Here is a 21,658-nt window from a genome sequence, read left to right as displayed (position 1 = left end):
GCTAGCGCTGTGCGGGGGTGAGGATGGCGTCGATAAGCGTGCACAGGGGCCGGTGTCGAATATGTCCACTCTGGCGGGTAAACTCAGCACGGATCTACATATTTATGTAAAGGAAAGGGACAGCCTTCAGTGTTGCGTACTCATTATGCAGGGGATTTAAGGAAAGAAACCGCGGGTAGCACCGTGACGCTGACCGGATGGGTCGCGCGTCGCCGTGACCACGGTGGTGTGATCTTTATTGATCTTCGCGATAGCTCCGGCGTGGCGCAGGTTGTGTTCCGCGAGTCCGAGGTGGCAGAGCAGGCACACAAGCTGCGCAGCGAGTTCTGTGTGAAGGTCACCGGTGTGGTCGAGCCGCGTCCGGAAGGAAGCGAGAACCCGAACCTTGCCTCCGGCGATGTGGAGGTCAACGTCTCCGAGCTGGAGATCCTCAATGAGGCCTCGGCGCTGCCTTTCCAGATCGAGGACGCATCCTCCTCCGGTGAGGTGGGCGAGGAAACCCGCCTGAAGTACCGCTATCTGGATCTGCGTCGTTCCAGCCAGGCCGCCGCTATGAAGCTGCGCTCGAATGTCAATCGTGCGGCGCGCTCGGTGCTCGATAGCCACGGCTTCCTCGAGATCGAGACCCCCACCTTGACCCGTTCCACCCCGGAGGGCGCCCGCGACTTCCTCGTTCCGGCGCGCCTCAAGCCGGGCTCCTGGTACGCCCTGCCGCAGTCGCCGCAGCTATTTAAGCAGCTGCTCATGGTGGCCGGCATGGAGCGCTACTACCAGATCGCGCGCTGCTACCGCGATGAGGACTTCCGCGCCGATCGCCAGCCGGAGTTCACCCAGCTGGACGTGGAGATGAGCTTCGTGGACCAGGAAGACGTCATCGCCCTGGCCGAGGACATCCTGGTGGCGCTGTGGAAGGAGATCGGCTACGAGATCTCCACCCCGATCCCGCGCATGACCTACAAGGAGGCGATGGAGAAGTACGGTTCCGATAAGCCGGATCTGCGTTTCGATATCCCGCTGGTGGAATGCACCGAGTTCTTCAAGGACACCACCTTCCGCGTCTTCCAGAATGACTACGTGGGCGCCGTGGTGATGGACGGTGGTGCCTCCCAGCCGCGTCGTCAGCTCGACGCCTGGCAGGAGTGGGCGAAGCAGCGCGGCGCGAAGGGCTTGGCCTATATCCTCGTGGGCGAAGACGGCGAGCTGGCCGGCCCGGTGGCCAAGAACATCACCGACGCCGAGCGTGCCGGCATTGCCGAGCACGTCGGCGCCAAGCCCGGCGACTGCATCTTCTTTGCCGCCGGCGATGCCAAGTCCTCCCGTGCTCTGCTGGGCGCGGCCCGTGGCGCGATCGCCGAGAAGCTCGGCCTGATCAAGGAAGGCGACTGGGCCTTCACCTGGGTGGTGGACGCGCCCCTATTCGAGTCCTCTGCCGACGCCACCGCCTCCGGCGATGTGGCTCTGGGACACTCCCAGTGGACCGCCGTGCACCACGCCTTTACCTCCCCGAAGCCCGAGTGGATCGATAGCTTCGATGAGAACCCGGGTGAGGCCACCGCCTACGCCTATGACATCGTCTGCAACGGCAATGAGATCGGTGGTGGCTCCATCCGTATCCACCGCCGCGATGTGCAAGAGCGCGTGTTCAAGGTGATGGGCATTAGCGATGAGGAAGCTCAGGAGAAGTTCGGCTTCCTGCTCGACGCCTTCGCCTTTGGCGCCCCGCCGCACGGCGGTATCGCCTTCGGCTGGGACCGCATCGTTTCCCTGCTGGGCGGCTTCGACTCCATTCGCGATGTCATCGCCTTCCCGAAGTCGGGTGGCGGAGTGGATCCGCTCACCGCGGCCCCGGCGCCGATCACCAAGCAGCAGCGTAAGGAATCGGGTATCGACGCCAAGCCGAAGGAGAAGGACGCGCAGTCCTAATCCGCACGCATCGCGGCCGCCACCCGCAGTGGTGGCGGTAGCGCGCTCAGCGAGGGTGGCAGTCTCGTGCACAGTGTGCGGCAGGCGAAGCGCCCTCGCTTTCGCATGCGCGCACCCAGATGGCGAGCATTCTCCCGCCGTCTCGCGCGATGTTGAACCGTGGGGCTGCGGATGTGATGTCGCTGTGAATATCACCCAGGCCCTACCGGTAGGAGCGGCCACTCAGGCACAATGGTGCTCATGACTGTAAGGAATTGAGTGCGTGCGTACTGCCGTGCATAGCCCCGTAGGGGAGCGGTGCTCATGCGCGGGTGTCTTAACCGAACATTACTTTTAGCTCATAACCCCACCGAGGAGAGATCACGCCCATGTCGGCGACAATCACACCCACCGCGGCCGTCGAAGAGATCCACGAGCATGTTGTTGCTCGTGCAGAAAAGCTCTTGTGCAAGCGGTACGGTGGTTCCCTCAGGCTGGTCGGCGCAGAGATTCTCGAGGGATCGGGCAATTCCACCGTGCTGCGGTTGAAGCTCACCCCCTCGCCCTATCTGCAAGAGCGCACGGTGGTGGTCAAACACTCGCCGTCCTCGGACGATCCTCTTGATCCCACACGCTTCCTGCGGGAAGTGGTGGCCTATCAATTCACCACCTCGCTGCCGAATGATGTCCGCCCAGGGCCGGTGCTCTTGGCCTATGACATGGAAGAACGCCTATTGGTGATCTCCGACTGCGGCGATGTGGATACTTTCGCCGATCTCATGGATCGGGCCGATACCGAGCAGCGCCGCTCCCTGTTGCGCCGCCTCGGCCGCGCCCTTGGTCTGCTGCACTCGGCCTCTGCCGATCACGAACAAGACTTTGACATCCTCTTTCGCCGCATGGTCTCCAAGCATGGGGCACAGGCCTCCCACGCCGGCTACCGGGACCAGGCACTGGAAACCGGGGTGCTCTCTGGCCTGGAGTTCCTAGAGAAGCACGGGGTGGTCGTCGATGACACCGTGCGACGTTTCGCCCACGAGGCGCAGCGCCGCCTGGTCTCCGGTCAGCACCGCGCGTTCACTCCCTTCGATCTGTCTCCGGATAACATCGTCTACTCGGAGCGCCCCGAATTCTTGGACTATGAGTGGGCGGGCTTCCGCGATGCCACCTTCGATGTGGCCTGCGTGGTCGCCGGCTTCCCCCAGTTCGTGTTCTCTCACCGGCTCAGCGACCAGGAAGCGGATCTCTTCGTGGAGGCCTGGCGCCAAGAGGTGAGCGCCATGTGGCCGAATGTGAATAACCCGGATCGTTTGCGCGCCCGCATTGTGACCGCGCTCGTGGGCTGGGCAGTGCTGTCGATCTGGCACCTCAATTTCGGCCCGCTCAATATTCTCGATCAGATGAGCCCAGCTGAGGACTCCGTCGACGAGGCCGCGCAGAACACTAACTTGGGCTGGTCCGCGCAGCAAATGCTCGACTCCTTCGATGACACCGCCGAGCTGGAGCGGCTGGCGAAGATCGATATTTACGAAACCTTCGATGCACTGATCCGCTTTGCCCAGCGTTCAGACGATCCCCGTTTCCCCGCTGTGGTGGATTTTGCCCAACACGTCATTGATCGATTCGTCGGTGCCGAGTTGGCCGAGACGCTGCGCGAGAACACGCACTAGGAGTAGGTAGAGCACACATGCCCCAACAAGGCCTGTTTGATACGGCCGGTGCGGACGTGGCCGGCACGGGCGGTACCGCAGGGATGTCGGCAGGATCCCCCGCCGCGGACTATTTCCACCCCGGTGCCGCCGCCCCCTTGGCAGCGCGGATGCGCCCGCGCAGCCTCGACGAGGTGGTGGGACAAGATCACCTTCTTGGCCCAGGCAAGCCGCTGCGGCGGCTGGTGGAGGGCTCCGGCGACGCCTCGGTGATTCTCTATGGCCCGCCGGGGACAGGAAAGACCACGATCGCATCGCTGGTGAGTGCGGCCACCGGCCGCCACTTCGTGGCGCTCTCGGCGCTCAATAGCGGGGTGAAGGAGGTGCGCGCGGTCATCGATGAGGCGCGCCGCCGCCTCATCCAGGGCCAGCAAACCGTGCTCTTTATTGATGAGGTGCACCGTTTTTCGAAAACGCAGCAAGACGCGCTGCTGGCCGCAGTGGAGAACCGCACCGTACTGCTCGTGGCCGCCACCACGGAGAACCCGAGTTTCTCGGTGGTCTCGCCGCTGCTTTCACGCTCGCTGTTGCTCCAGCTCAACCCGCTGGAGGATGACTCCATTAAGCAGCTGATCACCCGCGCCCTCGAGGATGAACGCGGCATCGGTGGCCGCATTAGCGCCGATGATGAGGCCTTAGAGCAGCTGGTGCTGCTCGCCGGCGGCGATGGCCGCCGCAGCCTCACCTATCTCGAGGCCTGCGCGGAGGCCGTTGAGGATGGCGGCACGCTCACACTGGAAACTATCGCGGACAACGTCAATCGCGCGATCGTGCGCTACGACCGCGATGGGGACCAGCACTATGACGTCACCAGTGCCTTTATCAAGTCCATTCGCGGCTCGGATGTGGATGCGGCCCTGCACTATCTGGCGCGGATGATCGATGCGGGGGAGGATCCTCGCTTTATCGCCCGCCGGCTGGTGATCGCCGCCAGCGAGGATATCGGCATGGCCGATCCCACCGCGCTGAGCACCGCCACCGCTGCTGCCCAGGCTGTGCAGTTGATCGGCCTGCCCGAGGGACGTATCGTGCTCGCCCAAGCGGTGGTGCATTTGGCCACGGCACCGAAGTCCAATGCGGTGTACCGGGCCATCGACCGGGCGCTGGAGGATGTGCGCCAAGGCAAGAACTATCCGGTGCCGCAGCACCTGCGCGATGGGCACTATGAAGGCGCAAAGAAGCTGGGCAATGCGGTGGGGTATAGCTATCCGCATGACGATCCCCGCGGGGTGGTGGCGCAGCGTTATATCCCCGAAGCGCTGGAGGATGCCGTCTACTATGAGCCGAGCACGCACGGCGCGGAAAAACGTCTGTATGATTTTATCGGCCGCCTGCGCAGGATCGTGCGCGGCTAAAGAGTAAACTACCCAGAGATTGACACTCATACCACGGTGAAGCGAGGAATTTTTCGTGCAGACTCATGAGATCCGAGAGCGTTTTACGCAGCACTTCGTGAAGGCAGGCCACGAGGCCGTGCCGAGCGCCTCGCTGATTCTTGACGATCCCACCCTGCTGTTCGTGAACGCCGGCATGGTTCCCTTCAAGCCCTACTTCTTAGGCCAGCAGAATCCGCCTTTCCCCAATGGCACGGCCACCTCCATCCAGAAGTGTGTGCGCACCCTCGACATCGAGGAGGTGGGCATTACCACCCGCCACAACACCTTCTTCCAGATGGCCGGCAACTTCTCCTTCGGCCAGTACTTCAAGGAAGGCGCGATCACCCATGCCTGGGAGCTGCTCACCGGAGATGTAGCCGAGGGCGGCTATGGTCTCGACCCGGAGCGGCTCTGGGTCACGGTGTACCTCGACGATGACGAGGCCGCCGATATCTGGCATAAGAAGATCGGTGTACCCACCGAGCGCATCCAGCGCCTAGGCATGGCAGATAACTACTGGTCCATGGGCATTCCCGGCCCCTGCGGCCCCTGCTCCGAGATCTACTACGATCGCGGCCCCGAATATGGCCAAGAGGGCGGCCCGGTGGCGGATGATAACCGCTACATGGAGATCTGGAACCTCGTGTTCATGGAGAATGAGCGCGGCGAGGGCACCGGCAAGGACTCCTTCGAGGTTCTCGGCCCGCTGCCGAAGAAGAACATTGATACCGGCCTCGGTATCGAGCGCGTCGCCTGCATCATGCAGGGCGTAGACAATGTCTACGAGACGGATCTGCTGCGCCCGGTCATCGACGTGGCCGAGACCCTCACCGGCTCCACCTATGGCAAGAACCACCAGAACGATATTCGTTTCCGCGTGATTGCCGATCACTCCCGCACCGGCATGATGCTCATCCTCGATGGTGTCACCCCGGGCAATGAGGGCCGCGGCTATATTCTGCGCCGGCTGCTGCGCCGCATCATCCGCTCCGCCAAGCTGCTCGGAGCCACCGGCGAGACCATGGAACAGCTGATGAACACCATCATGGACACCATGGAGCTGTCCTACCCAGAGATCGCGGACGCCCGCGCCCGCATTCTGCAGGTGGCCACTAATGAGGAAAAGGCCTTCCTGCGCACGCTCGAATCGGGCACGCACCTCTTTGATAATGCCGCCGCCGAGGCCCGCTCCGCTGGGGTGACCAGCCTCTCCGGCGATAAGGTCTTCGCCCTGCACGACACGTATGGCTTCCCGATCGATCTCACCCTCGAGATGGCCGCCGAGGCGGGCCTCGACGTGGATCGCGAAGGCTTCGATCAGCTCATGGCCGAGCAACGCGCCCGCGCTAAGGCCGATAGCGTGGCCAAGAAGCACGGCCATGCCGATATGTCCGTCTACCGCGAGTTCGTGGACGATCACCCCACCGAGTTCGTCGGCTATGACAACCTCGAGTCCGAATCCCGTGTGCTGGGCCTGATCCGCCAGGGGCAGCGTCTCGACGCCGCCTCCCCAGGCGAGGAGGTCGAGGTGATCCTCGACGTCTCGCCGATGTATGCCGAGGCGGGCGGCCAGCTGGGTGATCGCGGCCGGATCACCGCCGGCTCCGCCGATCTTGAGGTCAGCGATGTGCAGAAGATCGGCAAGAAGCTGTGGGTACACAAGGCCCGCGTGGTCGGCGGTGAATTGGGCGTAGGCGCGCAGGTGCACGCCGCCGTCGATCCGGCGTGGCGGCACGCCGCCCGCCAGGCGCACTCCGCCACCCACCTCATCCACGCCGCGCTGCGGGAGGTTCTCGGCCCCACAGCCGTCCAGGCTGGCTCGATGAATAAGCCGGGCTATCTGCGCTTCGACTTCAACTACACCCAGGCACTGAGCCCGGAGCAGATGCAGCAGATCGAGTACATCACCAATCAGGCTGTGGATACCGACCACCAGGTCAATACCATCGAAACCACCCTGGATGAGGCCAAGGCCATGGGTGCGATGGCGCTCTTCGGCGAGAACTATGGCCGCAATGTGCGAGTGGTGGAAATCGGTGGCCCCTTCTCCATGGAGCTCTGCGGCGGCACCCACGTGCAGCACTCCTCGCAGATCGGCCCCGTGGCCGTGCTGGGTGAGTCCTCGGTGGGATCCGGAGTGCGCCGCATTGAGGCTTATTCCGGCCTGGATTCCTTCTCCTACCTCTCCCGCGAACGTGCCCTCGCCGCTGGCCTGGCTAGCTCCTTGAAGGCCCCCAGCGAGGAGCTGCCGGAGCGCATCTCCCAGCTGACCGAGAAGCTCAAGTCCGCCGAGAAGCAGATCGCCCAGCTGCACAAGCAGCAGCTGGCCGCCCAGACCGGCGAGATCCTTGCCTCGGCCCGCCAGGTAGGCGGCTATGAGCTGATCACCGCAACCCCGGCCGAGAACCTCTCCGGCGGAGACCTGCGCGAGATGGCCTCTGATCTGAAGAACCGCCTCGGCGAGCGCGCCGGCGTGGTGGTGCTGGCCAGCGATAATGGCGGCAAGGTGCCCTTCATCGTTGCTGCCACCTCCCAGGCGGTGTCCCACGGCATCAAGGCCGGCGAGTTGGTCAAGACCTTCGGCAGCCACATTGGTGGCCGTGGCGGCGGCAAGCCGGATATGGCCCAGGGCTCTGGCTCTGACGCCTCCGGTATCGCTGCCGGTTTCGCTGCAGTAGCCGCAGCGCTCGAGGGCTAGACGCCCGCAACGCGTGCACCCATCCCGAGGTAGAAGGGATGGGTGTTTCGTTTGTCATAAGAAATAAATATGCGCTGAATCGATACGGCTCGCCGCTCCTCACAGACCCATTAGTCAAGTCGTGAAACTTGAATGAATAGGGGTGGTGTGGGGGAGGTGGGCGTCGAAAAGCCATATTACTGGGCAACACACGCCGGAATATTTATCACTAAACGGTTACGAATCGCTACATTGTAGGTGTAGCTATGTGCTCAATGCCCGTTGTGAAGATAGAAAGATGCGAATGGCCAATAAACCAGTACCCGATGAGCCTGGGGTTGATGATCCCGGAGTGGGTCGACGGCTCGGTATTGACGTCGGGACGGCGCGTATTGGTCTCGCTATGTCGGATCGTGACGCCTCGCTGGCTATGCCGGTGGAAACTGTGCAGCGCCAGACGGGGTTCGGGGGTAGAGACCTAGCGGATATTGACCGTCTGATCGAGATCATCGAAGACGGTCAGGTAGTGGAGGTCGTGGTCGGTTTGCCGCGCGATCTCAAGGGACATGGCTCCAAGTCAGTCAAGCATGCCAAAGAAATCGCGTTCCGGATCAACCGGCGGCTGACTCGCGCGGGGCACAGCATCCCCGTGCGTTTCGCCGATGAGCGCCTCACCACCGTCGTGGCCACCCAGGCGATGCACGCGGCGGGGCGCTCTAGCCGCACGAGCCGAGACGTGATTGATCAGGCAGCTGCAGTGGAAATCTTGCAATCGTGGCTGGACGCGCGGAAGAACCGCCTCTGCCGCGAGGGCGAGGAGTAAAGAATCTGAGAGGCTCAAATAAGTTATGGCTCAACGTCCTCAAGCCCGGCGCGGTAGGCGCATGGAACCGGTGTATGTCAAAAGGCGCCAGCGCGGTGTGGCTATTTTGGTTGCCTCTCTGCTGCTTATCATCGGCTCCGTCATCTACATCGCCGTGATGCGCGCAAATCCACCGAGCCTCGCCGACTACTCCGGCGAGGGCAATGGCGAGATCGAGCTCGTGCAGATCAACGAGGGCGAGTCCGTCTCCGAGCTGGGAGGGGAGTTGGTCGAGCGCGGCATCGTGAAGTCCAATGGTGCCTTCCAGCGGGCGGCCGGTGCGAACCCCGATGCCGCCAGCATTCAGCCCGGCTTCTACCGTCTGCAGGGCGAGATGAGCGCCGAGGCGGCCGTGGCGGCGCTGGTGGATCCCGCCAATAAGGCCGAGGCGCTGCAGGTGCCCGGCGGCCAGACCCTGATGGATGTGCGCGCCGTCAGTGGCGAAATCCGGCCCGGTATTCTCTCCGAGATCTCCCGCATCAGCTGCGAGGACGCGGCAGGGGAGTGCATCCCGCTGCCCGAGCTGGAAAAGGCGGCCGCCAACGCGAACCTCGAAGAGCTCGGCGTGCCCGCATGGGCGCTCGAGCCGGTGCGCGCCCGCGGGGCGGATCCGAAGCGTCTCGAGGGGCTCATCGCCCCCGGTACCTATGTGATCGACCCCAAGGCCGATGCCACTGCCGTGTTGAAGGATCTGGTGGCCCGCTCCACCAAGATCTATAACGACACCGATATCGTCACTCGCGCCCAGGCCGTGGGGCTGAGCCCCTATGAGCTGCTCATCGCCGCATCCCTGGTCGAGCGAGAGGCGCCGGCCGGTGACTTCGACAAGGTAGCCCGAGTCATTCTCAACCGCCTCAATAAGCCGATGCGCCTCGAGTTCGACTCCACCGTGAACTACGGCCTGCCCGAGGTGGAGGTGGCCACCACCGATAAGGACCGCTCCCGCGTCACCCCGTGGAATACCTATGCCAAGGAGGGTCTGCCCGAGACTCCCATCGCGGCCCCCTCTGAGGAGGCGCTGCGCGCCATGGAGAACCCGGCCGAGGGCAACTGGCTGTTCTTCGTGACGGTGGATAAGGACGGCACCACCGTGTTCAACGACAACTTCGACCAGCACCAGGCCGATACTCAGCGCGCTATCCAAAACGGCGTGCTCGACAGCGCCCGGGAAGAACCCGAGCCCCCGGCAGCTCCGGAGCCGCCCGCGCCGGAGGCTCCCTAAGCCATAGGGTGCTGGGGCGCTAGCTCCGCTTCGGGGTGTACGCCCTAGGCACACACGACGCCCGCCTCCCATGTAGTGGGGGCGGGCGTTTGTGCATGTCTGCGTGTGCGTGGGCGCGCGCATGTCCGCGAAAAGGCGGGAGCGATGGGGCAGGAGGTGGGCTCAAGCGGCGGCGCGCATCCCCCGCGCCGCCCCCACCTCGCCGCGGTGTGTGGACAGCGCCCGAGTGAGGCGAGACAATGGCAGACATGCCACGCGCCGCAGTTTTAGGATCCCCGATCGCCCATTCCCTCTCCCCGGTCTTGCACAACGCCGGCTACCAAGCCGCCGGTCTGAGCCAGTGGAGCTATAGCCGCCGCGAGACCGTAGCCGAGGAGATGGCCACGGTCATGGCCGAGGCCGCCGCAGACCCAGAGATCGCCGGTTTTTCGGTGACGATGCCCTGCAAGTTCGAGGCCGCTGCTCACGCTGTGGAACGCAGCCCGCGCGCCCGGGCCATCGGCTCAGCCAATACGCTTGTGCGCTGCGAGAACGGCTGGCGCGCCGATAATACCGATGTGGAGGGTATCTACGGCGGGCTCGGGGTACTCGGCGTGGAGCTGGCCGCTCAGCCCGTGGTGGTTATCGGCGGTGGCGGTACCGCCCGTCCTGCCATCTACGCCGCAGGCCAGCTCGGTGCCGCGGAGATCACCGTGATTAACCGCAGCGATAAAACCGAGGAGCTGCGCTCGCTCTGCGAGGCGCCGCTGCGCTGGTTGTCCTGGGAGGACACGACGGCGATCGCCGAGGCCTGTCGCCGCAGTGCCGTGGTGATCTCCACGGTGCCCGCCGCCGTGGTCCAGGGCAAGGAAGAGCATATCGCCCACGCGCCGATCTTCGATGTCATCTACGATCCCTGGCCCACCCCGCTCGTCGCGGTGGGGAGACAACGCGGCCTGGCGTGCGTGGGCGGGCTGAGCATGCTCGCCTTTCAGGCCTTGAGCCAATTCGAACAATTCACCGGCGTCGCCGCACCCAAGGATTCCATGGTGGCCGCGCTCGCCGAAGCCACCGGGGTATCGGCCACCGAGATCGCCGGCGCCGGGTAAGTTTTTCCCTCCCCTGTGACAGCGCGGGGGAGCGGGCCGGATAGTTCAGCACATATCGAGGGGGAGTATGTGTTCACAATCGTCTACGCCGCGCTCGGCGGCAATCCGCAGCTGCTGCTGCTGAGTGCCATCTGCGTGCTGCTCATTCTTGCGGCCGGCTGGGATCGCGTTCACGCTCGCCTGCCCAATGCGCTCACCCTGCCGGCCATTCTCATGGCGCTCGTGCTCTTTCCCGCCGCGTGGTGGGGCGGTCTGCTCTGGGGCGCCAGCTACGCGCTCGCGTGGTGGCGGGGCTGGGGAATCGGCGGCGGAGACGTCAAACTCGCCGTCTCTCTAGGTATTATCGCCGCAGCTCAGGGGGCGCTCGTGCTGCCGTGGGTCATTGCCGGTGCGGCAGTACTCACGCTTATCGACGCCGCCCTCCAGCACCTGCAGCTTGTGCCCGCGGCAGCAGCGCGCGGCCGCGTCCCACACGGGCCGGGGATGGTCACGGCGACGCTCATGGCCGCGCTGCTGTGCGCCGCGGTTTAAGGGCGGCGAAATTAAACGGGGGTAGATGTGCGTGTATCCAGCCGCGGCGTGCAAGAATATGGGGCATGCTTCGATGGACTACAGCTGGGGAATCCCACGGTCAAGCCCTAATCGCCACCATGGAACACCTGCCTGCGGGCGTGCCGATCACCTTGGAGGAGATCTCGGCGCATCTCGCTCGGCGTCGCCTCGGTTATGGCCGCGGCGCCCGCATGAAGTTCGAAGCCGATGAGCTGTCCCTGCTCACTGGGGTGCGCCACGGCAGAACGATGGGTGCGCCGATCGCCATCATGATCGGCAATACCGAGTGGCCCAAGTGGACCACCATCATGTCCGCCTCGCCATTGGATGAAAACGACCCCGAGGTGCAGAAGGCGATGTCCTCCGGCCGCGGTGCCAAGCTCACCCGGCCCCGACCTGGGCATGCCGATTTTTCCGGCATGATCAAGTACGGATTCGACGAGGCCCGGCCGGTGCTGGAGCGTGCCTCCGCCCGCGAAACCGCGGCCCGGGTGGCGCTTGGCGTGCTAGCGCGTAATTTCCTGCGCGAGACCATCGGAGTGGAAGTGTTCTCCCATGTGATCTCGATTGGCGAATCCGAGCCCTATGACGGCCCCACCCCCAGCTTCGAGCAGCTTGAGGATATCGATGCCTCCCCGGTGCGCGCCGCCAATAAGGCCGCCGAGGAGTCCATGATCGCGCATATCGACAAGGCGAAAAAGTCCGGCGACACCCTCGGCGGCGTGGTGGAAGTCGTGGTCAATGGCCTGCCCATCGGTTTGGGCTCCTATACCTCCGGCGAGGATCGCCTCGACGCCCAATTGGCGGGGGCGATCATGGGCATCCAGGCCATCAAGGGCGTGGAGATCGGCGATGGCTTCCTCGAGGCCGTCCGCCCCGGCTCCCAGGCTCACGATGAAATGGTGCGCACCGCAGATGGTGTGGATCGACTGTCCAACCGGGCTGGTGGCCTAGAGGGCGGTATGACCAATGGCCAGCCGCTGATCGTGCGGGCCGCAATGAAGCCGATCTCCACGGTGCCGCGGGCCCTGCAGACGGTGGATATGGCTTCTGGCGATGCTGCCACCGCCATCCACCAGCGCTCCGATGTGTGTGCCGTCCCCGCCGCCGGAGTGGTGGCCGAAGCAATGGTTGCTCTCGTGCTCGCCCGCGCTGTGCTGGCGAAATTCGGCGGTGATTCGCTTGCCGAGACTAAGCGAAATGTCGATACTTATACCGAAAGCGTTGCTAAGCGATTGGAGTTCTAAAAACACATGGGAACCCCTCGAGTTGTTCTCGTTGGCCTGCCTGGTGCGGGGAAATCCACCATTGGTCGCCGCCTCTCGCGGGCGCTGAACATCCCCCTTGTGGATACTGATCAGATGATCGAGGAGCGCGAAGGCGAGCCCTGTGGCGAGGTATTCTCCCGCCTCGGTGAGCAGAAGTTCCGCGCCCTCGAGGCAGAAGTGGTGGCGGAAGCGCTCGATCAGGACGCCATTGTCTCCCTCGGCGGCGGGGCAGTGGTCACCGACTCCGTGCGCGCCGCACTCGATCATCACTCCGTGGTGTGGATCGATATCTCCGTCGAGGAGGGGCTGCGCCGCACCGCCCAGGATTCCTCGCGGCCCATCCTGCAGTCCGAGAATCCGCGCGAGCGCTATCAGCAGCTTTACGACGAGCGCATCGGCTATTACAAGGATGTCGCCACCTTCCGCGTTCGCTCCAATGAGCGCAGCCCACAGCGGGTGGTCGCCGACGTGCTCGCCTATCTCGAGACCGTCTGCGAACCCGAGCCCAGCGTCTAATACCCCGTAGCAAGGACAATCATGCGTTCCATCCCCGTCAACGGCGCCTCCCCCTATGAGGTCGTCATCGAACACGGTATCGCGCCGGCGCTGAGCGAGCTGGTGAGCAGCGCCGCAGACGCCCGCAAGGTGGCGATCATCCATCAGCATTCCGTGGAGCACATCGCGGCGCGGATCGGCGCCGCCCTCAGCTCCGCCGGCATGGAGGTGCATCCCCTGGAGCTGGCCGATGCGGAATCCGGCAAAACCCTCGCCGAGGCGGGGCGCATGTGGGACGAGCTGGGCAGGCTCGAATTTTCCCGCCGCGATGTGGTGGTCTCTGTGGGCGGTGGTGCCTGCACCGACGCCGCTGGTTTCATCGCCGCCTCCTGGATGCGTGGAATCAAGGTGATTCATTGCCCCACCACGCTGCTGGCGATGGTGGACGCCGCTGTCGGCGGCAAAACCGGCATCAATACCGCGGCCGGGAAAAACCTCGTGGGCGCCTTCCACGAGCCCTTCGGCGTCTTCATTGATCTCGACTGCCTCGCGACCCTGCCGCGGGAGGAGATCATCGCCGGGTCCGCAGAAATCATCAAAACTGGGTTCATCCGCGATCCGGAGATTCTCGCCCTCTACGAGTCCGACCCGGCCGCCTGCGTGGAGCCCACCGGACATCTGCCGGAGTTGATTGCTCGCTCCGTGGCGGTCAAAGCCGCGGTCGTCGCGGCCGATCTGAAGGAATCGAATCTGCGCGAAATCCTCAACTATGGCCACACCTTCGGCCACGCTGTGGAACTCAATGAGCAGTTCCGCTGGCGCCACGGCAATGCGGTGGCGGTGGGCATGATGTATGTTGCCGCGCTCTCGCAGATCCGCGGCGAGCTCTCCGCGGCCGAGGTGGAGCGCCACCGCGCGATCATCTCCAGCGTGGGCCTGCCCACCGGCTACAACGGCGCCAGCTTTGAGCAGCTGCTCGCCGGCATGCGCAAGGATAAAAAGAACCGCGGCGGCTCCATTCGCTTCGTTGGCCTCACCGGGGTGGGAGAGACCACCCGGTTAGAGGACACCACCGACGAGCAGCTGCGCCAGGCATATGAGCAGGTGGTGGCATGGACGTCCTAATTCTCAACGGCCCGAACCTCAACCGTCTCGGCAAGCGCCAGCCCGAGGTCTATGGCAGCACGACGCTTGACGACGTCGAGCAGCGGCTCGCCAACCGCGCCCAGCAGCTGGGCCTCGCGGTGGAGTGCCGCCAATCCAATCACGAGGGCCAGCTCATCGATTGGGTGCATGACGCCGCCGATCAGGGCGCCGCAGTCATCATCAACCCCGGCGGATTGACCCACACCTCGGTAGCGCTGCGCGATGCTCTCGCCGAGATCGCGGATGGCCAGGGCTTCGTCGAGGTGCACATCTCGAATGTGCACGCCCGCGAGCCTTTCCGCCACCATTCCTATCTCAGCCCTATCGCGCTCGGGGTGATCGCCGGCCTCGGGGTAAAAGGCTATGAACTCGCCCTCGAGTACCTCGCCGAGCGCATCACCTAGAGTTGAGCTAGATCCAGACCACACACGATTTGAGCCGAGAGGGGCCCTGAATAGATGTCTTTGAGCGATACCCGATTCCTCACCCGCCGCCGCGCGCTGTCTGCCGAGCTGAATAGCCAACGCGTCGATGTCATGCTGGTTACCCATCTCACCCACGTGCGCTATCTCTCCGGGTTCTCCGGATCCAATGCGGCACTGCTGGTGAATAAGGATCTCACCGCCAGCATCGCCACCGATGGCCGCTATACCACTCAGATCGCAGAAGAAGTCCCAGATATTGAGGCTGTGCTGGAGCGTCGCTGCGCCACCGGGCTGCTCAAGCGGGTCGAAGGGCATCGCCGCGTGGGCTATGAGGCCGACTATGTCACCGTCTCTGAGCTGGAGGCCCTCGAGAAGGCCTGCCCCGAGGATGTCACCCTGGTGCCGGTCAGCGGCATCATCGAGAAGCTGCGGCTGATTAAGGACGATGTGGAAAAGCAGCGGCTGCGCGACGTCGCGGCGCTGGCCTCCCAGGCCTATCTGGACATGCTCGCCGCCGGCGAGGTGGCCGCGGGCCGCACCGAGCGGCAGGTCGCCGCCGATCTGGAGTACCGGATGCGCATGCTCGGCTCCGAGCGGGTGTCCTTCGATACCATCGTGGCCTCCGGCCCGAACTCGGCGAAGCCGCACCACGGCGCCGGCGATAGGGTGCTCGAGCACGGCGATATCGTCACCATCGACTTCGGCGCCCACGACCGCGGCTTTAACTCGGATATGACCCGCACCATTATGATCGGCGAGGCCAGCGACTTCGCCCGCGAGATCTACGAGGTGGTGCTCAAGGCCCAGCTCGCCGGGGTGGAGGCCTCGCGACCTGGCGCGAAGCTGGTCGATATCGACCGCGCCTGCCGCGAGGTCATCGAGGAGGCCGGATATGGCGAGTACTTCGTGCACTCCACCGGCCACGGTGTTGGCCTCGACGTGCACGAGGCCCCCGCTGCCGCCCAGACCAGCACCCACGTGCTGGAGAAGGACATGACGCTGACCATCGAGCCGGGTATTTACGTTCCCGGCAAGGGTGGCGTGCGTATCGAGGACACCCTCATCATCACCGACGGCCAGCCCGAGATTATTACCAAGGTGAGCAAGCAGCTCACCGTGGTGTAGTCTGGTTTGGTCAAGTACACGCTTTCATATTGTTGAGTGCTCGCGCCGCGCGGCGGCGGGGAAACCTTTCCCGCAGCCGACGTCGTTGGGCGCGGGCCCGAAGGAGCTAAACACGTGGCAACTACCGCCGATTTCAAGAATGGTCTTGTGCTGAAGATTGATAACAAGCTGCAGCAGATTATCGAGTTCCAGCACGTCAAGCCGGGCAAGGGGCCCGCATTCGTGCGCACCAAGCTGAAGGACGTTGTCTCCGGCAAGACCGTAGACAAGACCTTCAACGCCGGCGTGAAGGTGGAGACCGCGCTGGTGGATCGCCGCGACATGACCTACCTGTACAACGACGGCACCGCCTACGTGTTCATGGACGATAAGACCTTCGAGCAGGTTGAGCTGGAGCCGCACCTGATCGGCGACTCCGCCCGCTTCCTGCTGGAGAACATGCCCGTGCAGGTCTCCTTCCACGAGGGCGAGGCCCTCTTCGCCGATCTGCCGGTGGCCGTGGAGCTGAAGGTGGAGCACACCGATCCGGGCCTGCAGGGCGACCGCTCCACCGGCGGCACCAAGCCCGCCACCCTCGAGACCGGCGCCGAGATCCAGGTGCCGCTGTTCCTCGAGACTGGCAACGTGGTGAAGGTCGATACCCGCACCGGCGAGTACCTGTCCCGCGTGAACAACTAAGCACCACACTGCACATGCACGTCTCGCGGACAAGTGCCGCGCGGCGTGCGCATTCTTTTTACTATCAGGAAGTTCTGAGGAGACTGTGACTGACTTCAAGCGGCGGGGAACTCGGTATAAGGCGCGTCGCCGCGCCGTCGATATCCTCTTCGAGGCAGAGGCCCGCGATATCGATCCCGTGGCCTTGGTGGATGAGCGCGCGACGCTCTCCCAGGACCAGAATGCCGGGGTGGCTCCCATCAAGCCCTATACCCGCGAGATCGTCGAGGGTGTGGCGGTCGAGCTCGACCGCATCGATGAGGTCATCGAGCGTTTCCTCGCCGCCGAGTGGGAACTCGATCGCCTGCCCGCCGTCGACCGCGCCATCCTGCGTGTCTCTGGCTGGGAGCTGCTCTTCAACCCGGATGTGCCGCGTCGCACCGCCGTGGTGGAGGGGGTAGAGCTCGGCAGCGAATACTCCACCCCCGTGGCCTCTCCCTATATCAATGCCGTGCTCGACGCAGTGGCGAAGAACCTCGAGGACATCAAGGCCGAGGAACTGCAGCCCGCGGAAGACGACGCAGACGAGGACACCCTCGACGAGGCTAACGAGACCCTCGAAGGCCCCGTGCCCGTTACGGTCGACGATGAGGATATTCCCGCCGACAGCGATGCTGCCGCAGTGGCGGAGCCGGAGCAGGAGCCCGAGCAGGATCAGGACCGCTAAGCACCCGCACTGGTCGCTGAGGTTCCTCCTCTTCCCACATACCGAATACCGCCGAGAACTCCGCTGCGTAGTAGCAGAGTTCCCGGCGGTTGTTGTCTGTGCTGGCCCGTTCTAGGCGCGTGTATCCGGCTCCGTCCACGGCCCGTTGAGAGTCAGGGGCAACCACTCGGGGTTGGGGGCAGGAACGATGGTGGGGGTATCGAGGGTGGTGCTCAGCCAGTGCAGCGCGTCGGCAATGTCGTAGCAGCAGCGTAGAACATGCCGCTCCAGGCGGGCGGTGGTGAGTGAGTCCACGAGGAAGGTCGATGCGGTGCCCATAGCAGTGAGCGCCTCGGACTGGCCGAACTGGGCTATCCCGAGCTTCGCGTGATGGCCTTCCTGGTGGTAGCCATTGGCGGCGAGGACGGCGTCGTGGCGCTGCTCGGCGGTATAGCACTCCCGCAAGGCTTCGCTCGCGGAAATGAACATCACCGCCGGGGCGCGCAGATGGGCGTGAAAAACCAAGGGATGATCGGGAAAGCAGAACCGTATTCCGCGGTGCCGATCGATGATGCGGGCGTGGGCGGAGATCGCCTCCACGAGATGGAGATAATGAACGCTCATCGGGGCGGGCTTTCGATAATCGGCATGGTGGGCAGCCGCAGCATGTAGGGGTGGTGATCCACGGTGGTACCACACACATCGGGCAAGAAGTGCTCCATTTCGATGAAGAAGATGTCCACCATCGCAAGGTAGTGATCCACGGCATCGCCCAATTCTTCCGCGCTGCACTGGGAGGCATCGGGAAGATGCACCACACAGCCCACGCCGAGGGAGGCGTCCTCGCCGGTGAGCATATAGCCGATGGGCTGGATGCGGTTGACGTTCCAAAAGTCCACGAAGTTCGTCAAGCGCTCGAGGGTATCGACGGTGGCCTCCTTGGGCCACATACCGTGCACCACCAGGGCATCGCGGTAGGGATCGTAGGTGATTTCCACCGCCGCGTGGTCGGTGGTGACGAGAAAGGACTCATGGCCGAACCTCACCGGCAGGCGCACACTACGCAACCAGGCATGAACAGCCTCGAAGATGCGTAGTGCTGCGGGATGGGAGCGGCGCGCCACGATAGTGAACTTACTTTTTCCCGAGATCCTGCAGGGCCTTCATGCCGGCAAGAACCAGGTCGATACGGATCTCCAGCGACTCCTGCAGCTGCGCATCGCTCATATAGGCAGAGACAGGAAACTCGGACTCGGTGCGCAGGCCGTGGGTATCGCCGGAGGTGGCGACTACCGCTTTGACCCCGTGCAGGCGGGCATTGAAGTGGTTGCAGGCGGCAAACCACGGGCCCTCGAGGGAATCGAGCGGATATTCGGCGCGCACGATCACGGACTGATTGTCCAGCACGGCGATGAAGGTATCGATGTTATTGAGGCGGGCATGGCCCACATCGGGGAAGTCGATGTCTTCCAGCTCCACATCGACACTGGCCAAGGCGTCCTTGACGCGGGCATAGGTGACTGCGTTGAGTTCAGGCACGGCGTGATCCTTTAAGCGTTGTCGTTCTCGGAGGTGGGGGCGGGCGCATCGGCCTCGGGGGCGGGCTCCGCCTCGGGGCGCTCCCAGGTGACCAGATCGGGGAAGGAATTGGCCAGATAGTCGCAGGCGGTAGCCGTGGCGGTGAAGAAGGACACCACGAACAGCCCCAGCTGATTATGGGTGTAGCCGCCGGCTTTATTCAGCGCCGGCAAGGCCCGCTGCAGGTGCACCTCCACGCCGTCCTCGCTGCCGGAGGCGGCCCCGACATACATGGTGGGTTTGATCTCCAGCACGTTCCATTCATGGGCGGCTTGGAGCAGATCATTGCCCTGATCGGGGCTCGGCTCGCCGCGCCAGCGGGCGTCGAGCAGCAGGGTGCCCTCGTGCACCACGATGCCGATGGCGGCGTCATAGAAGCCGGTGCGAATAGCGCCCTCGATGGCGTCGAACTCGAGGTCCTGTTCGCGTAGCACGGCGGCCACCCGCTCGATAGTGAGGGGCATAAGTAGCTGCTCGTCGGCAGCGGTGTCGGCTGAATCCACTGATTCACTCCTTAAAGCACAGATGACGGGGGGATAGGTTGAGATGCGGACAAGGGTTAGGAATCGTCGCCGGAGGTGGCGTCGAAAAGCGTCTCGCCGCCAAGCTCATGGGCGAAAGCCGCCGCGAGCGTGGCGTGGGTGAAACGGTGGCCCAGCTGCTCAAACTTGGTGGGCACCGCGTTCTGCGAGGTCATGAGCAGCTCCTCGGAGGCGATGGGGCCCATCATTAGCTTGGGGGCCACCGCCGGAATCGGCACCACGAACCTGCGGTGCATCGCGCCCTGGAGGGTCTCACCAAATTCCTCGGAACGCACCGGCTGCGGGCCGGTGGCATTGAAGGGACCGGACATCTGCGGATCAACGGCGGCGCGGTAATACATGGAGGTGAGATCATCGATACTCACCCAGGGCAGATAGCCGCCCTCGGTACCCACCTGCGGGGCCAGACCCGCGCCGAAGGCGGCGCGCAGCCCGGGCAACATGCCGCCGGCGGCGCCCATGACCAGCCCGGTACGGAGATTCACCACGCGCTTTCCGGCCTCGCGGGCGGGAGCGCAGGCCTCCTCCCATTCGGCGACCACATCGGCCAAAAAGCCGTCGCCGCGCTCGGCGGACTCATCCAAAAGCTCATCGCCACGGTCGGGGCCGTAGAAGCCCACCGCGGAGGCGACGATCATGGCCTGGCAGGTCTCAGACGCGGCCACCAATTCCGCGAGGCGGCGGGTGGGCGCGACGCGGGAGTGGCGGATCTTGTGGCGGTGGGATTCACTCATGCGGCCAGCGATGGACTCGCCAGCAAGGTGGATGAGCACATCCACACCATCGAGGAGGTCCTCATCGGGCAGGGTGGTGTGCCAGCGGCGCTGGCCGGGTTTCAGATCGGAGCCACGTTTGAGCTCGATCACGGTGTGCCCGGAGGTGCGCAGCTGCGCGGCGAGATGGGTGCCCACGAAGCCGCCGGCGCCGGTGAGCGCAATGGTGAGCGGCTCGGTGGGGGCACCGTCGAGGGCCTCGAACTCCGCTATACGGGTGAGATCCTCCAGCAGCTGGTGCTGCCGATAGGCGAAGGTGGCCTCGAGGAAACTACCGGGAAGTCGGGTATGCACGGTATCAGTGATACGGGTGCCAGCCGGGGCGTCGGTGAAGGCGTGTATGTGGCGCCACTGCGAGAGCGCTCGCATGGGGGCGTTGATACACACATCGGTAAATTGGCGTCCCTCGTGGTAGCCGGCAAGATCGTGCTTGGCCACCCATTTCAGGCCTGCTGGCAGGGAAAACTCGGTGGTTCCGGTGGCTAGCGAGCTAGCCTGCTTCACAGGGGTCATGGGTACGAAAGGCGGGGTCAGCCGCACTACCGCACCAGGGCGGGTGTGCCACTGCCAGACATCTGAGCGGGGGAAGGGAAGAATGTGCTCGGTTGAAATACCCACGTGGGTTGGTGACCTCCTCAAAGCGGCGGCAAGTGTATGAGTGTCGATTATACGGAGACAGCCGGACACTGCCATGAGATTCCGCTCTCGCCTGGTGTGGGACGCGGGGCAGGTGAGCGTCGATAAGCGATAGCCCCGCGGGTGGGGTGAGGGGTGGTGGTCATTTCCTAGTGGTGGGCGAAGGCGAGTGCTAAGCTAAGAAAACGATAAAGTTCATAGGATTCAGTGGCTGCATAGAGACTGCAGTCTCGGTGTCTGAGGGCATCCTTTAACGGACCGCACAGAGAGGCGGGGAAGGAGGTCACGATGGCAACGCAATTAATGAGCGCCGACGATGTCGGGCGCACAATTGCGCGCATCGCGCACCAGATTATTGAAAAAACAGCACTTGATGCTGAGAAGGAATCAGCGCACCCCGAGGTGTGTCTGATGGGTATTCCTTCGGGGGGAGTGCCGCTGGCCCAGCGCCTGGCGGCCAAGATTGAAGAATTCTCGGGTGTGGCTGTGAGCGTCGGCACCCTCGATATCACCTTGTACCGCGATGATTTGCGCCACCGTGCGCACCGCGCGCTCAAGCCCACCACCATTCCTGATACCGGCATCGATGACATCACGGTGGTGCTGGTCGATGATGTGCTCTATTCCGGTCGTACCATTCGCGCCGCCCTAGATGCGCTGCGCGATATCGGTCGCCCGCACTGCGTGCAGCTCGCGGTGCTGGTGGATCGCGGCCATCGTGAGCTGCCTATCCGCGCGGACTATGTGGGCAAAAACCTGCCCACGGCCGTCAGCGAGGGCGTGAGCGTATTGCTCGCAGAGATCGACGGCGAGGATGCCGTGGAGATCTCCCGTACGAATCATTCCGGCGAATCCGCCACCACCCGCGAGTAGCGCGCGCCAGCCGCGGCAGCTGCGAACGCCGCCACGGCCTGCACGT

The 21,658-nt window shown here is 64.0% G+C and carries 21 protein-coding genes; 16 read left to right on the top strand and 5 right to left on the bottom strand.

The annotated features are described in order from the left end of the window. The first annotated feature begins 129 nt into the window (after nucleotides 1-129). The 15 genes from aspS (at nucleotide 130) to nusB (ending at nucleotide 17,231) form a co-directional block, all read left to right on the top strand. On the top strand, nucleotides 130-1,923 hold the full coding sequence (gene aspS, locus KRX12_RS08745; protein WP_218366376.1) for an aspartate--tRNA ligase: 1,794 nt from the start codon (nucleotides 130-132) through the stop codon (nucleotides 1,921-1,923). Nucleotides 1,924-2,291: 368 nt separating this feature from the next. Next, entirely contained in the window at nucleotides 2,292-3,572 is a 1,281-nt protein-coding gene (locus KRX12_RS08740; RefSeq protein WP_218363345.1) for a phosphotransferase family protein, read from the top strand. A 17-nt stretch (nucleotides 3,573-3,589) separates the two neighbouring features. Further along, on the top strand, nucleotides 3,590-4,966 hold the full coding sequence (locus KRX12_RS08735) for a replication-associated recombination protein A (RefSeq protein ID WP_218366375.1): 1,377 nt from the start codon (nucleotides 3,590-3,592) through the stop codon (nucleotides 4,964-4,966). A gap of 55 nt (nucleotides 4,967-5,021) precedes the next feature. Further along, complete coding sequence (alaS, locus tag KRX12_RS08730; RefSeq protein WP_218366374.1) at nucleotides 5,022-7,685, top strand: alanine--tRNA ligase; 2,664 nt, start codon at nucleotides 5,022-5,024, stop codon at nucleotides 7,683-7,685. Nucleotides 7,686-7,968: 283 nt separating this feature from the next. Beyond that, complete coding sequence (gene ruvX, locus KRX12_RS08725; RefSeq protein ID WP_218366373.1) at nucleotides 7,969-8,487, top strand: Holliday junction resolvase RuvX; 519 nt, start codon at nucleotides 7,969-7,971, stop codon at nucleotides 8,485-8,487. Between the two features lie 61 nt (nucleotides 8,488-8,548). Then, entirely contained in the window at nucleotides 8,549-9,748 is a 1,200-nt protein-coding gene (gene mltG / locus KRX12_RS08720; protein WP_255549045.1) for an endolytic transglycosylase MltG, read from the top strand. 239 nt (nucleotides 9,749-9,987) lie between these two features. Further along, on the top strand, nucleotides 9,988-10,836 hold the full coding sequence (locus KRX12_RS08715; RefSeq protein ID WP_218366372.1) for a shikimate dehydrogenase: 849 nt from the start codon (nucleotides 9,988-9,990) through the stop codon (nucleotides 10,834-10,836). 69 nt (nucleotides 10,837-10,905) lie between these two features. After that, the gene (locus tag KRX12_RS08710; RefSeq protein WP_218366371.1) at nucleotides 10,906-11,367 is read left to right on the top strand and encodes a prepilin peptidase; all 462 of its coding nucleotides are present in this window, start codon (nucleotides 10,906-10,908) and stop codon (nucleotides 11,365-11,367) included. A gap of 65 nt (nucleotides 11,368-11,432) precedes the next feature. Then, entirely contained in the window at nucleotides 11,433-12,635 is a 1,203-nt protein-coding gene (gene aroC / locus KRX12_RS08705; RefSeq protein ID WP_151528673.1) for a chorismate synthase, read from the top strand. A gap of 6 nt (nucleotides 12,636-12,641) precedes the next feature. Then, a complete protein-coding gene (locus KRX12_RS08700) occupies nucleotides 12,642-13,172 on the top strand; it encodes a shikimate kinase (RefSeq protein WP_218363338.1) in 531 nt (176 codons plus the stop codon). Nucleotides 13,173-13,193: 21 nt separating this feature from the next. After that, the gene (aroB, locus tag KRX12_RS08695; RefSeq protein WP_218366370.1) at nucleotides 13,194-14,276 is read left to right on the top strand and encodes a 3-dehydroquinate synthase; all 1,083 of its coding nucleotides are present in this window, start codon (nucleotides 13,194-13,196) and stop codon (nucleotides 14,274-14,276) included. Beyond that, nucleotides 14,264-14,701 carry a type II 3-dehydroquinate dehydratase gene (gene aroQ, locus KRX12_RS08690; protein WP_218366369.1) on the top strand — a complete coding sequence of 146 codons (438 nt, stop codon included), beginning with the start codon at nucleotides 14,264-14,266 and terminating at the stop codon, nucleotides 14,699-14,701. The genes aroB and aroQ overlap by 13 nt, the downstream gene beginning before the upstream one ends. Nucleotides 14,702-14,755: 54 nt before the next feature. Continuing rightward, complete coding sequence (locus KRX12_RS08685; protein ID WP_218363335.1) at nucleotides 14,756-15,847, top strand: aminopeptidase P family protein; 1,092 nt, start codon at nucleotides 14,756-14,758, stop codon at nucleotides 15,845-15,847. A gap of 114 nt (nucleotides 15,848-15,961) precedes the next feature. Further along, nucleotides 15,962-16,525 carry an elongation factor P gene (gene efp / locus KRX12_RS08680; protein ID WP_151528678.1) on the top strand — a complete coding sequence of 188 codons (564 nt, stop codon included), beginning with the start codon at nucleotides 15,962-15,964 and terminating at the stop codon, nucleotides 16,523-16,525. Between the two features lie 85 nt (nucleotides 16,526-16,610). Further along, nucleotides 16,611-17,231, top strand: a complete 621-nt coding sequence (gene nusB / locus KRX12_RS08675) for a transcription antitermination factor NusB (RefSeq protein ID WP_218366368.1) — start codon at nucleotides 16,611-16,613, stop codon at nucleotides 17,229-17,231. A 111-nt stretch (nucleotides 17,232-17,342) separates the two neighbouring features. On the opposite strand, the gene KRX12_RS08670 is transcribed toward nusB, so the two are convergent. The 5 genes from KRX12_RS08670 to KRX12_RS08650 are packed head-to-tail and all read right to left on the bottom strand — an operon-like array spanning nucleotide 17,343 to nucleotide 20,721. Then, the gene (locus KRX12_RS08670) at nucleotides 17,343-17,834 is read right to left on the bottom strand and encodes a hypothetical protein (RefSeq protein ID WP_218366367.1); all 492 of its coding nucleotides are present in this window, start codon (nucleotides 17,832-17,834) and stop codon (nucleotides 17,343-17,345) included. Beyond that, nucleotides 17,831-18,334 carry a hypothetical protein gene (locus KRX12_RS08665; RefSeq protein ID WP_151548658.1) on the bottom strand — a complete coding sequence of 168 codons (504 nt, stop codon included), beginning with the start codon at nucleotides 18,332-18,334 and terminating at the stop codon, nucleotides 17,831-17,833. Before KRX12_RS08665 ends, KRX12_RS08670 begins: the two co-directional genes overlap by 4 nt. A 10-nt stretch (nucleotides 18,335-18,344) precedes the next feature. Further along, the gene (locus KRX12_RS08660; RefSeq protein ID WP_218366366.1) at nucleotides 18,345-18,749 is read right to left on the bottom strand and encodes a YbjN domain-containing protein; all 405 of its coding nucleotides are present in this window, start codon (nucleotides 18,747-18,749) and stop codon (nucleotides 18,345-18,347) included. Nucleotides 18,750-18,760: 11 nt separating this feature from the next. Then, nucleotides 18,761-19,291, bottom strand: a complete 531-nt coding sequence (locus KRX12_RS08655) for a YbjN domain-containing protein (protein WP_218366365.1) — start codon at nucleotides 19,289-19,291, stop codon at nucleotides 18,761-18,763. 56 nt (nucleotides 19,292-19,347) lie between these two features. Continuing rightward, nucleotides 19,348-20,721: a TIGR01777 family oxidoreductase gene (locus KRX12_RS08650; protein WP_218366364.1), complete on the bottom strand. Its 1,374-nt coding sequence runs from the start codon at nucleotides 20,719-20,721 to the stop codon at nucleotides 19,348-19,350. Nucleotides 20,722-21,027: 306 nt separating this feature from the next. On the opposite strand from KRX12_RS08650, the gene pyrR reads away from it, so the two are divergent. Next, nucleotides 21,028-21,612 (top strand): bifunctional pyr operon transcriptional regulator/uracil phosphoribosyltransferase PyrR, encoded by a 585-nt coding sequence (gene pyrR, locus KRX12_RS08645; RefSeq protein WP_218363330.1) that lies wholly within the window; start codon nucleotides 21,028-21,030, stop codon nucleotides 21,610-21,612. Nucleotides 21,613-21,658: the final 46 nt, after the last annotated feature.

The organism is Corynebacterium sp. TAE3-ERU2, assembly GCF_019209955.1.
GTDB lineage: Bacteria > Actinomycetota > Actinomycetes > Mycobacteriales > Mycobacteriaceae > Corynebacterium > Corynebacterium megadyptis.
This window is presented reverse-complemented; position numbering and strand designations above follow the sequence as displayed.

Excerpts from the sequence above, each read along its gene's own strand:
- KRX12_RS08740 (WP_218363345.1), top strand. The coding sequence starts at position 2,292 with ATGTCGGCGACAATCACACCCACCGCGGCCGTCGAAGAGATCCACGAG.
- KRX12_RS08735 (WP_218366375.1), top strand. The coding sequence starts at position 3,590 with ATGCCCCAACAAGGCCTGTTTGATACGGCCGGTGCGGACGTGGCCGGC.
- ruvX (WP_218366373.1), top strand. The coding sequence starts at position 7,969 with ATGGCCAATAAACCAGTACCCGATGAGCCTGGGGTTGATGATCCCGGA.
- mltG (WP_255549045.1), top strand. The coding sequence starts at position 8,549 with ATGGAACCGGTGTATGTCAAAAGGCGCCAGCGCGGTGTGGCTATTTTG.
- KRX12_RS08715 (WP_218366372.1), top strand. The coding sequence starts at position 9,988 with ATGGCAGACATGCCACGCGCCGCAGTTTTAGGATCCCCGATCGCCCAT.
- aroC (WP_151528673.1), top strand. The coding sequence starts at position 11,433 with ATGCTTCGATGGACTACAGCTGGGGAATCCCACGGTCAAGCCCTAATC.
- KRX12_RS08700 (WP_218363338.1), top strand. The coding sequence starts at position 12,642 with ATGGGAACCCCTCGAGTTGTTCTCGTTGGCCTGCCTGGTGCGGGGAAA.
- aroB (WP_218366370.1), top strand. The coding sequence starts at position 13,194 with ATGCGTTCCATCCCCGTCAACGGCGCCTCCCCCTATGAGGTCGTCATC.
- aroQ (WP_218366369.1), top strand. The coding sequence starts at position 14,264 with ATGGACGTCCTAATTCTCAACGGCCCGAACCTCAACCGTCTCGGCAAG.
- KRX12_RS08685 (WP_218363335.1), top strand. The coding sequence starts at position 14,756 with ATGTCTTTGAGCGATACCCGATTCCTCACCCGCCGCCGCGCGCTGTCT.
- KRX12_RS08670 (WP_218366367.1), bottom strand. The coding sequence starts at position 17,834 with ATGAGCGTTCATTATCTCCATCTCGTGGAGGCGATCTCCGCCCACGCC.
- pyrR (WP_218363330.1), top strand. The coding sequence starts at position 21,028 with ATGGCAACGCAATTAATGAGCGCCGACGATGTCGGGCGCACAATTGCG.